Below are 15,132 nucleotides of genomic sequence, written 5' to 3'. Positions count from 1 at the left end.
AAACTATGAGAAGTCCAGCCACTGTATTTTACGCCTCCCTGTTAGCCGGAGCATTGAGCCTGCTCGACCTGCGGCCTGCCGCCTCCACCACTCTGCACATCCTGACCGGCGTGGAAGTCATGCCCCAAGACACGGTGAAGCTAAAGAAGAAAAGCAACCAGAACGTGCGCATGTCCACAGGCGGCAAGCCGGGCCAGCCGGGTAAGGCAAAGGGACAGCATGTGTACATCAACACCGATGACAACAAGCGGGAGGAACTGTACTACGAAGGAAAGGTGGCGCTGACCGAGGATTTGATAGACATCCAGAGCATCACGCCGAACGGTTTCGTGAAGTACATGCGCTCCGTGAACGATGAAACCAAACGCCTGGAAATCACCAGTGATGCCAAGGGAAACCTGACCCGCACCTATACCGAGAATGGCGAAAAAGTGGCCTATGAGCCCGCTGGCCGGGAGTGGCTGCAGCAGGTGATGCCGGACCTAATGGCACACACAGGTATAGGTATAGCCGAACTGGTAAACAGCACCTACCAGAAGTCCGGTGCGAAAGGCGTGTTGGCCGAGGCCGAGAAAGTGGACAGTGAGCATGGCAAGACGCGTTTCGTGCACCACCTGCTGCAACAGCAAAACCTGAAACCAGCCGAGGCGCAGGCTTCGTTGCAGTTCGTGGACAAGCACGTCACCTCTGACTATGAGCGTCGCAAAGCTTTGGGAAACGTGCCGGCCACTCACCTCGACGATAAGGAAGTAGCCAAAAGCTACCTGCAGGTGAGCAACCGGATTAACTCTGATTACGAACGGCGCAAGGCACTGATGCACCTGCTCGAGACGCCCAACCTGAACAAGGAAAACATGGCGCTGGCGCTGGAGCAGACCGGCAAAATCTCATCGGACTACGAGAAAGGCAAAGTGCTGCAGCAACTGGCCAAACAACCGGATTTCATCCAGAACAACTTTAAGCCCGCCTTCTCCATCATCGACAAGTTCTCCTCTGACTACGAGAAGAGCAAGAGCATCCACTCTATCTTGAAAGCACACAAGCTGTCAGAGGCGCAGTACAAGGAACTGCTGCCGGTGGTGAGCCACATCGGCTCCGATTATGAGAAGAGTAAGGTGCTGCGCAACATTGCCGGGGCCGTGCCTGCCCATGCCAATGCGTTGCGCGAAGATGTGGTGAAAGCCGCTAACACAATTGGCTCTGACTATGAGAAAAAGAAAGTGATGAGCGCCTTGCAGTAGCCTATGCGGGACATCTTCGCCTTCTTCCACCGCCACAAGACCTATGGGGTCGTCTTTCTCCGGCTGGCCATGGGTGTTTTCCTTATTTATGGTGTGCAGGATAATATCTTCAACTGGGAGCGCATGCTGGAGTTCCGTGATTTCCTGCAACTGCATGGGGTGCCTTACCCGCTGGTGGCCGCGCACCTGTCGGCCTATACCCAGTTCATCATAGGCCTCATGCTGTTATTGGGCTGGGGTGTCAGGTTAGCAGGTGTGCTGCTCATTATCAACTTCACGGCGGCTCTCCTCATCGTGCACATAGGCGACGCTTTCCCGCAGTACTATCCTGCGGCTGAGCTTCTGTTCGCAGGTTTTTTCTACCTTTTCAACGGTGCCGGTCCCCTCTCCGTCGATAGTTTTCTGGCGCACCGGCAAGAGCAAACCCAAAAACAGCCTGTGTCCGTTAACTAGGTGAGACACCTATACCTGAATCATGAAACTCAAAAACACACTCCTGTTCCTGGGTCTGAGCCTGCACCTGAGTTGCGCCACCGTTGCCACCAAAACACAGTCCGCGGCCGAGGAACGCTATAGTTTCACCATCGATTTGACGCAGGTGAAAGACGATATGGTACAGGTGACCATGCAGGCCCCGGACATAAAGCAGGACGAGGTCATCTACAACATGCCCAAGATAGTGCCGGGCACCTACTCCGTCTCTGATTTTGGCAAGTTCGTAACAGAGTTTCAGGCAGTCGATGACAAGGGAAACCCGCTTCCTGTGGAGAAGCTGGACAACAACCGCTGGCGCATCACCAACGCCACCAACCTCGACCGGGTCACCTACTGGATCAACGACTCCTTTGACGCGGCCAAGCGCGAGGATGTGCTCTTTGAGCCGGGTGGCACCAACATAGAAGAGGGCAAGAACTTCCTGCTTAACACCTTCGGCTTCATCGGCTACTTCGATGGCATGAAGCAGATGCCTTACGAGTTGACCATCACCAAACCGCAGGGCTTCTACGGCTCCACCCCGCTCAAGGCGGTCTCCTCCACCGCCACCTCTGACACCTACCTGGTGCCAAACTACGTGGAGTTGGCCGACTCGCCGCTGATGTACAACAAACCGGACACCACGGTGCTGAACCTGGGTGAGACAGAAGTACTGGTATCGGTATATTCCCCCACGGGCAGAGTCACCTCCAAACCCATAGCCGACAACATCCAGGACATACTGGAGGCGCAGCGCAGCTACCTCGGCGGCACTTTGCCGGTAGATAAATACGCCTTCCTGATTTACGTGCCCGAGAAACCAGGCAAGTCGGGTTCCTACGGCGCGCTGGAGCACTCCAACTCCTCGGTGTACTACCTGCCCGAGATGCCCGAAGACCGTTTCAACAGCACCATGCGCGACGTGGCGGCCCATGAGTTCTTCCACATCGTTACGCCGCTCTCTATCCAGTCAGAGGAAATCCACAACTTCGACTTCATCAACCCAAAAATGTCGAAACACCTGTGGCTGTATGAGGGCGTGACGGAATACTTCGCTTCGCACGTGCAGGTATACGAAGGCCTGATTCCGTTGGAAGAGTACCTGGAGAAGCTGCGTGAGAACATCTATACCTCCCGCGACTATTACAACGACACGGTGGCCTTTACTGAGATGAGCGCCAAGGTACTGGACCAGTACGAGAAGGAATATGGCAACGTGTACCAGAAAGGCGCCCTGATAGGTATGGCGCTCGACATACTGTTGCGGGAACAGTCAGGTGGCAAGCGCGGCCTGCGCGACCTGATGCAGGACCTGTCCAAGACCTACGGCAAGGGCCGTCCGTTCAAAGACGATGAGCTGTTCGATAAAATCGCTGAGCTTACCTACCCCGAGATACGCACCTTCTTCGCCCGCCACGTGGAAGGTCCGGAGCCGCTCCCGCTGCAGAGCCTTTTCCAGAAGGTAGGTATACGCTACGAGCCAGAGTCAGTCCAGATGGTGAATTCCTATGGCGGCTTCGTGCCGGGCTACGACAAGGAGGCGGACAAAATAATCGTGGCGGAGACAGATGAGATGGATGACTTCGGCAAGCAGATGGGCTTCAAGGAAGGCGACCAGTTGCTGTCCTTTAATGACCAGGGAATCACGCCGCTCAACATCCGCGAGATTATAGGAGAAGAGCTGCAGCAGGCCAAGCCGGGCAGCCCCATTACCATCACAGTAGGCCGCAAAGATGCCAAAGGGGTAGTGAAGCCGAAAAAGCTGACTGGCAAGGTGACGCAGATAAAACGCGAGGTGCTGCACGTGCTGGAGCCTATGGAGCAGCCTACAGAGCAGCAGTTGCAGTTGCGGGCCGCCTGGCTCAACAACAACGTGCAGTAAGCCCACGTGCTATACCTGAAAACGGCGGCTTTTCCGGTTAGGAAGGGCCGCCGTTTTTGTGAGCAGCAGAATAAAACTAGTCTAAACATCAAGCTTCCTAGGGGGTTACTAAGTCAGGTCAGGATGATTCCTTATCTTTGCCGTCTAAACACCTGATTTACCATTTGTTAGTATCTATGCGCGTACCAGCCTTCTTGCTATTTCTGCTCCCTCTGCTCTTTCTCCTGTTTCCGGATGCCATGGCGCAGAACGGCTACACCGTCAGTGGCTATGTACGGGCTGCGGAGAGCGATGAGCCGCTGGTTGGCGCCACCGTGGCTGTACCAGACCTGCGACTGGGCACCGTGACAAATGAGAATGGCTTTTACAGTCTGCTACTGCCCAATGGCAATCATACCTTGCAGGCCACCTACATCGGGTATGAGCCTACCACACTCACCTTTACCATCAACGGCGGCAATAAAGTCATACCCATACGCATGGCGCCAGCCAGCAGCCAGCTGCAGGAAGTGGTGATTGAGGCGAACACTCTGCAGCAGAAACTCAACAACAACCAGATGAGCGTGGAGTTGCTCACCACCAAGGAGGCTAAGCTGCTTCCTGCCTTGTTCGGGGAGGTGGACCTGCTGAAAACGCTGCAATTGAAGCCAGGAGTGCAGTCAGGTGGTGAGGGTGCCTCCGGGCTGTACGTACGTGGTGGCGGGCCGGACCAGAACCTGGTGCTGCTCGACAACGCGGTGGTCTACAACGCCTCCCACTTGTTCGGCTTCTTTTCGGTCTTCAATCCTGATGCGGTGGAGAGTGTGGAACTATACAAGGGCGGCTTCCCGGCGCAGTTCGGAGGCAGACTCTCGTCTGTGGTGGATGTGAAGATGAACCAGGGAAACAACGAGCGCATCCGGGCCACGGGTGGGCTGGGCCTGATTGCCTCCCGCCTCACCCTGGATGGCCCCATCGTGAAGGACAAGTCCTCTTTCGTGCTATCTGGCCGCAGGACGTACTTCGACATTTTCACACGCCAGCTAAACCGCCTGCAGGAAGACAAAAAAGACTACAGCCCCATACCTGACTACTACTTCTATGACCTGAACGGCAAGGTGAATTACAAGTTGGGCGAGAAAGATGAACTCTTCCTGAGCGGGTACTACGGCCGTGACTTCTTCGGTTTCACCGATGCGGATTTCAAGTTCGGCTTTGACTGGGGCAACAGAGTAGGCTCCTTGCGCTGGCAGCACCGCTTCAACCCGCGCTTCCAAGTCAACACCACCCTCTCCAGCAGCAGCTACCAATACAACATCAACAACAAGATTGACGTCTTCAGCTTCAACCTCACGTCTGACATCCAGGACATCAGCCTGAAGACGGATTTTGGCTTGGTGCTGGACAAAGGGCACAATCTGCAATTTGGGGCCATGACCACGCGTCACAGCTTCACCATCGGTCGTCTCAACTTCGACTCCGATGACGACCGGCTGACTTTCAACGCAGGGAGTGCCTACGATGCCACGGAGGCAGCCGCCTATGTGGCCGACGACTGGCAGGTGAACTCCAGGCTGTCGCTCAACTACGGGCTGCGTTTCTCTGGCTTCAACAGCAGCGGCAAAACCTATACCGCCTTGGAGCCACGCGCCTCAGCTAAATACTCCATCACCGAAAACACCGCGCTCAAGGCTAGCTACGCCAGCATGATGCAGTACATCCACCTGGTGGCCAACTCCGGCGCCTCGCTGCCCACGGACATCTGGTATCCATCCAACGACTATGTGAAGCCACAGCGTTCGCAGCAGGTGGCGGCAGGTGTCAGCCACCTCTTCGCCGGTGGGCGCTACCTGCTCACCAATGAGGTATACTACAAGTGGATGCACCGGCAGATTGACTTCAGAGACGGGGCCAACCTGTTCGTGAACGACAACCTGGAGGAGGAGTTCCTGTTCGGCAAGGGCGAAAGCTACGGCAACGAGCTATACCTGGAGAAGATAAAGGGCCGCACCACCGGCTGGATTGGCTATACCCTTTCCTGGACCTTCCGCCAGTTTGACGGCATCAACCAGGGGCGCCGCTTCCCCACCCGCTACGACCGCCGCCACGACCTGAGCGTGGTGCTGCTGCACAAGCTGAGCGAACGCATCAACCTCACCGGGGCCTTTGTGTATGGCACCGGAAACGCCTACTCGCTGCCCGTGGCCCGGTTTGCTTTTCAGGATGTAAACGGGAAGAACGCTACCGTGGTACCCGTCTACAGCGACCGCAACAGCTTTAGATTGGCGGCATTCCACCGCCTGGACCTGGGCCTAGTGCTCAAACTGAAGCCGCGGAACGGAGAGGCTGACCTCACGTTCAACGCCTACAATGCCTACAACCGGCGCAACCCGTACTTTGTGTACTTCGAGCAGGTGAAGGATGAGTCAGGAGAAACAACGCGCTTCCAGGCCAAACAGGTCTCGCTCTTCCCGGTAGTACCTTCTGTTACCTATAATTTCAAATTCTGATGAGGCTGAAGAATCTTCTCTATACCTTGCCCCTGCTGTTCCTGCTGGCTTCCTGCGACATGGAGCAGGATGTTTCCGTCAACTTGCCGCCGCATGAGTCGCAACTGGTGGTGGAGTGCTACCTGGAGCCGGGCGAGCCGCTGCGGGCGGTGGTGCTGGAGAGCGTGAGCTACTTCAACGACCCGCAGCTGCCCGTGGTACCGGACGCCGAGGTATACCTCACGCACAACGGCAAAACGGTGAAACTGCCTTTCAGCCCCTTTCAGGACAAGCACAACGGCAAGTACTATACCCACCGCATCAGCGAGAGGTTGAAAGCTGCACCGGGCGATGTGTTCACGTTGGAGGTCAAAGACAGGAAAGGACGCCGCGTGACCGGCTCCACTACCATTCAGGACATAGTCCCGATTGAGGCTGTGGAATGGAAGTTCAACGAGAAGGAGAAAGCCTACCTGCTCACTTCCTTTCAGGACGACCCGGAAGCGGAGAACTACTACCGCTACATGACGCACCAAGACAGCGTCAACCACGGCTCGGAGCGTGATTTTGTCGCTTCTGATGCCCTTACCAACGGCAAGCGCGTTTCCTACGGCTCTGGCTACGACTACGAAAAGGGCGATACGCTCATCGTGTCGCTCTACCACATCGAAAAGCAGTACTACGACTTTTTGGGGTCTGTCTCCGATGCCAAGAGCGCGAACGGCAATCCCTTTGCCCAGCCCTCCCGTATTGTGTCTTCTGTGGAGGGAGGTATCGGCATCTTCACCAACCTGGCCTATACCCGCAAGATGGTCATTTTAGAATAAAATCTGCCTCAGCACGCATACCTTCCGGAGGCTTCTACTGCGTAAGTCAGTTGAGTTGGGGCCAGAGTAAATCTAGGAAAGACCTAAACGTGTAACAGGCAACAAGTATTGAATGGATACAGGATTACAGCCAGCCTTGGAAGAGAAGGAACTCCTGGAACAAGCGAACCAGCCTAAATTGGAGGAGACGGCCGCCGCGTTTTGGCGCTTCCTGAAATCGCCCCGCTGCCTGTCCGATACGCCGACACCGTCCGCTCAGGTATGGCTGCCGTTCCTGCAGCTCTTCGCTATGAATACGGCCACAGCCTTCGGGGCAGCTTTGTTGGTTTTCGGGTTGATGACAGTGCTGGGTATGGACCCCTTGGCGGGCCATAAGCTGGAGTCTTTCCTGCTCGACACCCATTTCGTGCTGGCTTTTCTGCTGGTGGCGGTAGTGGGGCCGGTTGTGGAGGAGTTCTTTTTCCGCTTGCCCTTGCGCTTCACCAAGGCCCGGGCTTTCACTGCCTTCCTGGGTATCTGCCTCTTTTGCCTGCCCCTGGCGCTGGAAGTACTGGGCACCAGCTCGCTTATTAATATTGTGCTGGTGACGCTGCTGATGCTGCTGACCATCGCTTTCCTCCTCTCCGACACCTGGTCCGAAAGGCTGCGGCAGGTATGGCAACGGCATTTCGGAGTGGTTTTCTATACCTTCTCCCTCCTGTTTGCCTTGATGCACTTGGCTAACTTCGAGAACCTGGACGTGCCGCTGGCCCTGATGCCGCTGCTGGTAGTACCGCAGTTCATCGGTGGCCTGTTCTGGGGCTACATCCGGCTCCGCTACAGCCTCACCTGGGCCATCCTCGGCCATGGTCTTTTCAATGCAATCGCCATCGCTTTGTCTTATATCACGATGTAGGTATACCTGTGTACGTTTGACACTCCCCTGCCTCTCTCAAGAGGGGAATCGGGAACGATTGACATCCCCCTGCCCCCTTCGAAGGAAGACTTTTTGCTATAGCTCTTTCTAAGGTATAGGCGCTGTAGCAAAGACCACCGGCAGCTGTAGCCTTAACACCCCTCTTCCTCCCCTCAAGGGGAGAGTTGCCCTGTAGCAACAGGGCGGTGGCATCGGCCAGGTGCACCCTTTGGCGATCCACTGTGGGGTAAGGGCCCTCGATTCTCATCAAGGAGAAAAGTAGGTGCCCGCCGCACAGGCGAAACTATACCACAACCCATCGAGCAAACAGCAAAGCCGCCGCTACAAAGGAAAGCATCTTACCTGATACCCCGAAAACAACAGAGGCAGCCTTTTGGGGCTGCCTCTAAATAATGACTACTCTAGCTACTACTCCTGCTGGCGAATCAGCTCCTTGATAAGCATCGTCATACGCGGCTCGGCAATGGCAGCCGCCTCCAGAATATCAGCCAGGTTCACCTTCTTGATGCGGTCGGGCGTACCCATGTCGGTGATAACGGAGATGCCGAAAATTTTCATGCCCATGTGGCGAGCGGCAATCGCCTCCGGCACCGTGGACATACCCACCGCGTCAGCGCCTATGCGAGCAATGTAGTTGTACTCCGCCTTTGTCTCCAGCATAGGGCCGGGAACGCTGGCGTACACGCCTTCCCGCAAATCAAAGTCAGCGTCCTCTGCGATGACCATCGCCTGCCGCACCATCTGCTCATCGTAAACATCGCTCATGTCCGGGAAACGAGGCCCCAGTTCATCGATGTTCTTGCCGATGAGCGGGTTAGACGGCTGCAGGTTGATGTGGTCGGTTATCACCATCAGGTCCGAGGTGTTGAAGGATGGGTTGAGGCCACCGGAGGCGTTGGAGATGAAGAGTTTCTGCACGCCCATCAGCTTCATGACGCGCACCGGATGCACCACCTGCTCCATGGTATAGCCTTCGTAATAATGGAAACGTCCCTGCATCACTATCACGCGGCGGCCTGCCAACTGCCCTAGTATGAGTCGGCCGGAGTGGCTCTCCACCGTTGACACCGGGAAGTGCGGGATATCGGCGTAGGATAGGCTGTGTTCTATCTGTATTTCGTTCACCAAAGCACCTAGGCCGGTGCCTAGTATGATTCCGAACTCAGGTGCGAAGTCATTGGTCTGTTGCTGTATGTAGGAAGCGGATTCTCGTAATTGCTGCATCATGGGTCTTACGTGTGTCTTTTTGAAAATTGAGGTTGAATCTGTTTGCTGGTGCGAAGAAGCGCATTTTACTTGACCGAATAAATGACTTGCGTCATGTACCGAATATCGGCTTTGATTGAACTTCCCAAGGCACCGGCTGAAGAACTCAGCGCCTGCAAGTTGCAAAAAAAGGAGATGTTCCAAAACAAAAAGCTCGCTGAACTGAGTCCAGCGAGCTTTTCGAAAAAGTTATAGTATTCTATCCTGACCCAGGTGCTATACCTGTGCCGGCAGGCGTTTCAAGTCTATTGGATGTTCAGCTCATACGGGATGCGCGCCTGTATACCCCGCATGTTCTCCACCTTCTTGTACATCTTGTAGAACGGGTATAGCTCACCCAGCTCTGCTTTCACAGCGCTCTCTTTCACCTGCGAGCCAGCGTCTCCGAGCATCTCCTCGAAGAAGGACTTACGGCGTGGCAGTTCCTTGAGTCGGTAATCGTCAGAGATGCCTGCCTTGGCGGCCGCGATTTCGATGGCTGTCTCCAGTCCACCGTGCACGTCTACCAGGTTACGCTCCTTAGCCTCTATACCTGACCACACGCGGCCGGAGGCGAACTTCTTCAGCTCGTCCTGCGACATGCCCCGACCATTGGCTGCTTTCTGTGTGAACACCTCGTATATTTTGTTGATTTCACGCTGCACAATCTCCTGCTCGAACTCCGTCATAGGGCGGGTCACGGTTGGCAAATCAGAGTGTTTTCCTGTGCTCACGCGGTCTACGGTGATGCCCATCTTGTTTTTCAGGAATCCTTCAAAATTAGGCACGATGCCAAACACGCCGATGCTACCTGTGATGGTGTTCGGGTGCGCCACAATGGTATCGCATCCCATAGCCATGTAGTAGCCCCCAGAGGCCGCCATATCCGACATAGACGCAATCACAGGCTTCACTTTGCGGGTCTCCTGTATCTCTCGCCACATCACGTCCGATGCCAGAGCGCTGCCGCCCGGGGAGCTGATGCGCAGCACCACGGCCTTCACGTTCTCGTCCTGGCGAGCGTTGCGCAACGCCTCGGCATAGCGCATGCTGCCGATGTTGTCCTCGTCGCCCTCACCGTCGACGATGTCACCTTCGGCGTAAATCACAGCGATACGGTTCTTAGAGGTGCTTCCTTCTTTTTTATCGGCCACTTTCTTGTACTTGCTCAGACCTACCAGTTGCAGCTTCTTGTCTTTTTCTACACCAGCCTGCTCTTTCATGTAGTCGATTGCCTGGTCGTAGTAGCCAATGTCCGTCACCAGACCATATTTCTTGGCGTCTTCTGCCTCACGCACCAGCACGTTATCCGACACGTTCTTCAGGTCCTCGTAGGTCTTGCCACGCGCCTCTGCAATCTTACGCAACTGATAATCGTTGATGGAGTTGAGGAAGGAAGTCGCCTGCTCACGGTTGGCCTCGCTCATCTTGTCCAGGAAGAAAGGCTCTACGGCGCTCTTGAACTCGCCTACCTTGAAAATAGCAGGCTTGATGTCGAGTTTCTCCAGAGTGCCTTTGAAGAAGAACACCTCAGAGCTGATGCCATTGAACTCCAGCGTTCCCATCGGGTTCAAGTATATCTTGTCTGCCACAGACGCCAGGTAATAGGCCTTCTCGTTGGTCATGTCGCCATAGGAAACTACGAACTTGCCGGACTCTTTGAAGGCAATCAGTTCGTTTCGTATCTCTTCCAGCTTGCCCATGCCTGCGTCTACGAAGCGCATGTTCAGGAAAATGCCTTTCACGTTGTCATCGGTTTTGGCTCTGCGGATGGAAGCCTTTATCTGGTCCAGCCCATCGGTGCTGGACATGCCGAAGAAGTTGATTCCCAACTCGCTGAACGGATTGCTTGGGTCTCTTTCGGTGACGGGTTTATCTAGTTTAAGCTCCAGTACGGAGTTCTCGGCCACAGTCACGTCGCCTTTGGAGGCTGTGGCGGCTACGATGCCGAAAAACAGCAGCATACTGAGGAAGGAGAATATGAACAGGCCCAGTATGGTCGCCAGTACATATTTCAGGAATTGCAACATAAGATTCTCTTAGGGTTTGTGTTTTTATACTCGTCAGGAACCGGGTTCCTTCAATACAATAAGCAAAAATAAGGCTTAAAGTTCAATGCAGCGGCCCCGCCGAAGGCAATCTCGACCAACCCAGCCTTTTCATAGACCAACGTTCTGGGTTAGAAAGTCAGGCAGGTATTAGATAGGAAGTTATTTCCGAGTAAAGTATTTGGGGATGTCGGCGAGGTCGCCGGCCCAATAGGGCTTCATGTTCAGGTAGCGCCGGCGAAAGTAGAGCAGCACAGCAAAACCGATAAACAGGTATACGCCGCCATACCTATACCCTAAGTTTTCCCAAACGAGAAAAATGGCAGTCTGTAATGCGATAAGCAGAATGAAAACTGTTCTGTTCACACCTTTCTAACTTCTAAACTTTCTAACTTCCTAGTACCTGTACTTCTTCCCCCACTGCGCCTGCAGCTGTTTCCGCATCTCTACCTCGCGGCCGTTTTGGCCGGGGTCGTAGAAGGTGGTGTTGTTCAGGCCGTCGGGCATGAACTCCTGCTGCACGAAATTGCCCTCGTAGTCGTGGGCGTATTTGTAGTTGTTGCCGTAGCCTATCTCCTTCATCAGTTTGGTGGGCGCGTTGCGGATGTGGAGCGGCACGGGCAGGTTGCCGGTCTGCTGCACCATCTGGCGGGCCTGTTTGATGGCTTTGTACGAGGCGTTGCTCTTAGGCGAAGTAGCTAGGTATACCGTGCACTGCGAGAGGATAATCTCCGCCTCCGGGTAACCAATCATCTGCACCGCCTGAAAACAGGAAGTGGCCATGAGCAGCGCGTTGGAGTTGGCCAGGCCGATGTCTTCAGAGGAGGCGATGAGCAGACGGCGCGCGATGAATTTCGGGTCCTCGCCGCCTTCAATCATGCGGGCCAGCCAGTACACGGCCGCGTTGGGGTCAGAGCCGCGTATGGACTTGATGAAGGCCGACACCAGGTCGTAGTGCATCTCGCCGGACTTGTCGTACATCACGATGTTCTGCTGGGCCACTTGCTTCACCAGTTCGTTGGTCACCACCACTTCGTCGCCTTTCACGCCTTCGGCCACAATCTCCAGTAGGTTGAGGAGTTTGCGCGCGTCGCCGCCCGATATGGTCAGCAGCGCCTCGTACTCCTCCACGCGCACCTTGCGGTGCTTCATCCACTCGTCCTGCGCCAGCGCCTTGTCCACCAACTCAATCAGTTCGTCTTTGGTGAGGTGCTTGAGGATGTATACCTGGCAGCGCGACAGCAAGGCCGATATCACCTCAAAAGAAGGATTCTCGGTGGTGGCGCCCACCAGCGTCACGGTGCCTTTCTCCACGGCGCCCAGCAGGGCATCCTGCTGCGACTTGTTGAAGCGGTGTATCTCGTCGATGAACAGCACCGTGCCCTGCCGTTTCTTGGCCTGCTCTATGACTTCGCGTATGTCCTTCACGCCGGAATTGATGGCACTCAGGGCCACGAAGGGCACCTTCATTTGGTTGGCGATGATGTTGGCCAGCGTGGTCTTGCCCACGCCCGGAGGCCCCCACAGAATCATGGAAGGAATAACGCCTCCCTCTATATAGCGGCGCAGGATGCCGGTTGGCCCCACTAGGTGCTTCTGCCCATAGTATTGGTCCAGGTTGTGGGGGCGCATGCGCTCGGCAAGCGGTGTGTTCGGATGGTTCATCGGCTCGGTTCTATCTCCTGAAATCAGTCAATAGCAAAGCTACGAATTTGAAGGGAATTGGTACGGCATAAAACCCGGTCGTGCCGGCGCCACACAGCTATTGACCAGACTCCCATACCTGAGACCGACCTGCAGGTATAGGTGACTATACCTTCTTATCTTCTTTCCGATTTTCGGGTTGCCCCTCCCCGTGCGGTGGTTCTATCTCATTTTCCCGCTCCAGCTTTTTGCGTATGGCATCGGTGTTCCAGCGGAGCACGGGTATCTCCATGGGGCTACGGGAAGGGCGCTCGTCACCGAAGAGCACGCCCCATTGCTTGAACTGCTCGCTTCTGTCGAACACCACCTTCAGCACAGCGATGATGGGCAGCGAGAGGAACATACCCGCCACACCCGCTATCTCCCCGCCCACTATAACGCCCACAATGGTGGCCAGCGCGTTGATTTTGACTTTAGAACCTACAATGCGGGGCATCAGGATGTTGTTGTCGAGGAACTGCACCCCGGCAATGGTGCCCAGCACCACGAAAATAGGCCAAAGCTCGGCAGACGAGGCCAGCGTGAGTAGCACCCCGATGATGTTCCCCAGCAGCGCGCCCACATACGGAATGAGGTTGAGGAAAGCGAAGATGATACCAATGAGCAAGGCGTGCTTTATCCCGATAATCATCAGGAGGCCGCCCAGCAAGATGGTCATGTAAGTCACCTGTATGAGCAGGCCGAACAGATAGCTCTTGATGATGGCCTGCATCTCGCGCAGCGTCTCCTCCACTTGCTCATGGTTCTCGCGCGGGAACCACAGGAACACGAAGCGCAGCAGGAGGTTGCGGTAAAAGAGCAGCAGGAAAATGTAGATGGGCAACAGACCCAGGAATACGAGCAAGCCTGTCACGCCGCCAGCCACACCGCCCAGCAGGGTACCCGCGTAAGTGAGCAGGTTGTTGCTCTGCTCCTTCACGAAGTTAATCTGCTCCTGCGACGAAAAAGGCGTCTTGCTGCCTACCCACGCGCTCAGGGAGTTCAGGTGGTTCATCACGTTTTTCTGGATGGTAGGGAAGTCCCGAATCAGGATGCTGATTTGCGAGGAGAAGAACCATACAATTCCCGCCAATACCACCACCAGCGCCAGCAGACTCAAGCCAATGGCCACCGCCTCCGGCATCTTCCTTTTCTTGAAAAAGCGGAAGAGCGGGAGCAGCATGATGCTGATGAAAAATGCCATGAGCAGGGGTGCCAGCAGGCCTTTGCCCAGCACTACTATCCAACCCAGAAAGAACAGACCTGTTAACTCAATGGCCCTTCTCACCGTCAGTGGTATTTGGTTCATATGTCCTTGTGTTTGCTTGAATTTATGTTGCCCCTCCTTATACGGAGCTGAGAAAATAAGCATGTACCTTTGCAGCATGAGTAGACAGGTGCAGGTGCATGCGGCGCTTTTTCTGGTCGCATTGATTTATGGAAGCAATTACAGCATCGCCAAGGAGGTGATGCCGGAATACGTGGGGCCGTTCGGGCTAATCGTGATACGGGTGGTGTCGGCGGCGCTCTTCTTTGGCGTGTTCGCCCGCTTTGTGACAAAGGAGAAAATAGAAGGACGTGCAGACAACATACGGGTGATATTGTGCGGGGTGACCGGCGTGGCAGTGAACCAGCTCTGCTTCTTTGGCGGCCTCAACCTGACGGCTCCCATCAATGCCGCGCTGCTCATGGTGATTGTGCCGGTGGTGGTGCTGGTGTTCTCGGCCCTACTGCTGCGGGAGCGCATCGGCAAACGCAAGGTGTCAGGTATAGCGCTGGCCTGCCTGGGTGCTTTCCTGCTCATCTATACCTCGCGCGGAGAGGCGGCGACCGGCAATATCTGGGGCGATTTGCTCATCATCCTGAACGCCACTTCCTTTGGCCTATACCTGGTGCTGGTGAAGCCGCTGATGCAACGGTACAAGGCCATCACCATCGTGAGCCGCATCTTTACGGTGGGTGCCGTGCTGGTGATTCCGTTCGGCTGGCAACAGCTCATGGCTCCTGATTACAGCGCGTTTCCTGTGACTATCTGGCTGGCCATCGTGTTCATGGTGTTTGCCGTGACCATTATCGCCTACCTGCTCAACACCTGGGCGCTGCGTTACGCCAATCCCTCGCTGGTGGGCGCCTACATCTACCTGCAGCCGGTGATGGCCATACTCATTGCGGTTGGCGTGGGGAAGGATGTATTCACGCTGCAGAAGGCTTTTTACGCCTTGTTGATTTTTGCGGGGGTATACCTGGTGAGCCGAACCAAGCAAAATGTGCTGCAGAAAGAAAAGGCAGAGGTGTAGCTATAGAAAGGTATACAAAAACAGAGGAGCCTGTTACTGCCAGGCTCCTCT

At 55.2% G+C, this 15,132-nt stretch carries 12 protein-coding genes; 7 read left to right on the top strand and 5 right to left on the bottom strand.

Going from position 1 to position 15,132, the window contains the following annotated elements:
* Positions 1 to 5: 5 nt before the first annotated feature.
* The 6 genes from B051_RS0114545 to B051_RS0114520 all read left to right on the top strand — a co-directional run bounded on the left by B051_RS0114545 (position 6) and on the right by B051_RS0114520 (position 7,787).
* Entirely contained in the window at positions 6 to 1,241 is a 1,236-nt protein-coding gene (locus B051_RS0114545) for a hypothetical protein (protein WP_018478945.1), read from the top strand.
* Positions 1,242 to 1,244: 3 nt separating this feature from the next.
* Complete coding sequence (locus B051_RS0114540) at positions 1,245 to 1,694, top strand: DoxX family protein (protein WP_018478944.1); 450 nt, start codon at positions 1,245 to 1,247, stop codon at positions 1,692 to 1,694.
* A gap of 22 nt (positions 1,695 to 1,716) precedes the next feature.
* Positions 1,717 to 3,597, top strand: coding sequence for a M61 family metallopeptidase (locus B051_RS0114535; protein WP_018478943.1), 1,881 nt, complete (start codon positions 1,717 to 1,719; stop codon positions 3,595 to 3,597).
* Positions 3,598 to 3,773: 176 nt separating this feature from the next.
* A complete protein-coding gene (locus tag B051_RS0114530; protein ID WP_018478942.1) occupies positions 3,774 to 6,086 on the top strand; it encodes a TonB-dependent receptor in 2,313 nt (770 codons plus the stop codon).
* Positions 6,086 to 6,892 carry a DUF4249 domain-containing protein gene (locus B051_RS0114525; protein WP_018478941.1) on the top strand — a complete coding sequence of 269 codons (807 nt, stop codon included), beginning with the start codon at positions 6,086 to 6,088 and terminating at the stop codon, positions 6,890 to 6,892. Before B051_RS0114530 ends, B051_RS0114525 begins: the two co-directional genes overlap by 1 nt.
* Before the next feature lie 112 nt (positions 6,893 to 7,004).
* Positions 7,005 to 7,787 carry a CPBP family intramembrane glutamic endopeptidase gene (locus tag B051_RS0114520; RefSeq protein WP_018478940.1) on the top strand — a complete coding sequence of 261 codons (783 nt, stop codon included), beginning with the start codon at positions 7,005 to 7,007 and terminating at the stop codon, positions 7,785 to 7,787.
* 429 nt (positions 7,788 to 8,216) lie between these two features.
* On the opposite strand, the gene B051_RS0114515 is transcribed toward B051_RS0114520, so the two are convergent.
* The 5 genes from B051_RS0114515 to B051_RS0114490 all read right to left on the bottom strand — a co-directional run bounded on the left by B051_RS0114515 (position 8,217) and on the right by B051_RS0114490 (position 14,093).
* Positions 8,217 to 9,035 carry a purine-nucleoside phosphorylase gene (locus B051_RS0114515; RefSeq protein ID WP_018478939.1) on the bottom strand — a complete coding sequence of 273 codons (819 nt, stop codon included), beginning with the start codon at positions 9,033 to 9,035 and terminating at the stop codon, positions 8,217 to 8,219.
* A 284-nt stretch (positions 9,036 to 9,319) separates the two neighbouring features.
* Entirely contained in the window at positions 9,320 to 11,083 is a 1,764-nt protein-coding gene (gene sppA / locus B051_RS0114505) for a signal peptide peptidase SppA (RefSeq protein WP_018478937.1), read from the bottom strand.
* A 180-nt stretch (positions 11,084 to 11,263) separates the two neighbouring features.
* A complete protein-coding gene (locus B051_RS0114500; protein ID WP_018478936.1) occupies positions 11,264 to 11,467 on the bottom strand; it encodes a hypothetical protein in 204 nt (67 codons plus the stop codon).
* A gap of 30 nt (positions 11,468 to 11,497) precedes the next feature.
* Positions 11,498 to 12,766, bottom strand: coding sequence for a replication-associated recombination protein A (locus B051_RS0114495; RefSeq protein WP_018478935.1), 1,269 nt, complete (start codon positions 12,764 to 12,766; stop codon positions 11,498 to 11,500).
* Between the two features lie 145 nt (positions 12,767 to 12,911).
* Positions 12,912 to 14,093: an AI-2E family transporter gene (locus B051_RS0114490; RefSeq protein WP_033316950.1), complete on the bottom strand. Its 1,182-nt coding sequence runs from the start codon at positions 14,091 to 14,093 to the stop codon at positions 12,912 to 12,914.
* A 76-nt stretch (positions 14,094 to 14,169) separates the two neighbouring features.
* Between B051_RS0114490 and B051_RS0114485 the strand changes: the two genes are divergently transcribed.
* On the top strand, positions 14,170 to 15,081 hold the full coding sequence (locus tag B051_RS0114485) for a DMT family transporter (RefSeq protein ID WP_018478933.1): 912 nt from the start codon (positions 14,170 to 14,172) through the stop codon (positions 15,079 to 15,081).
* The last annotated feature ends 51 nt before the right edge of the window (positions 15,082 to 15,132 follow it).

Origin of the sequence: Pontibacter roseus DSM 17521, from assembly GCF_000373265.1 — a bacterium.
GTDB classification, from domain to species: domain Bacteria; phylum Bacteroidota; class Bacteroidia; order Cytophagales; family Hymenobacteraceae; genus Pontibacter; species Pontibacter roseus.
This window is presented reverse-complemented; position numbering and strand designations above follow the sequence as displayed.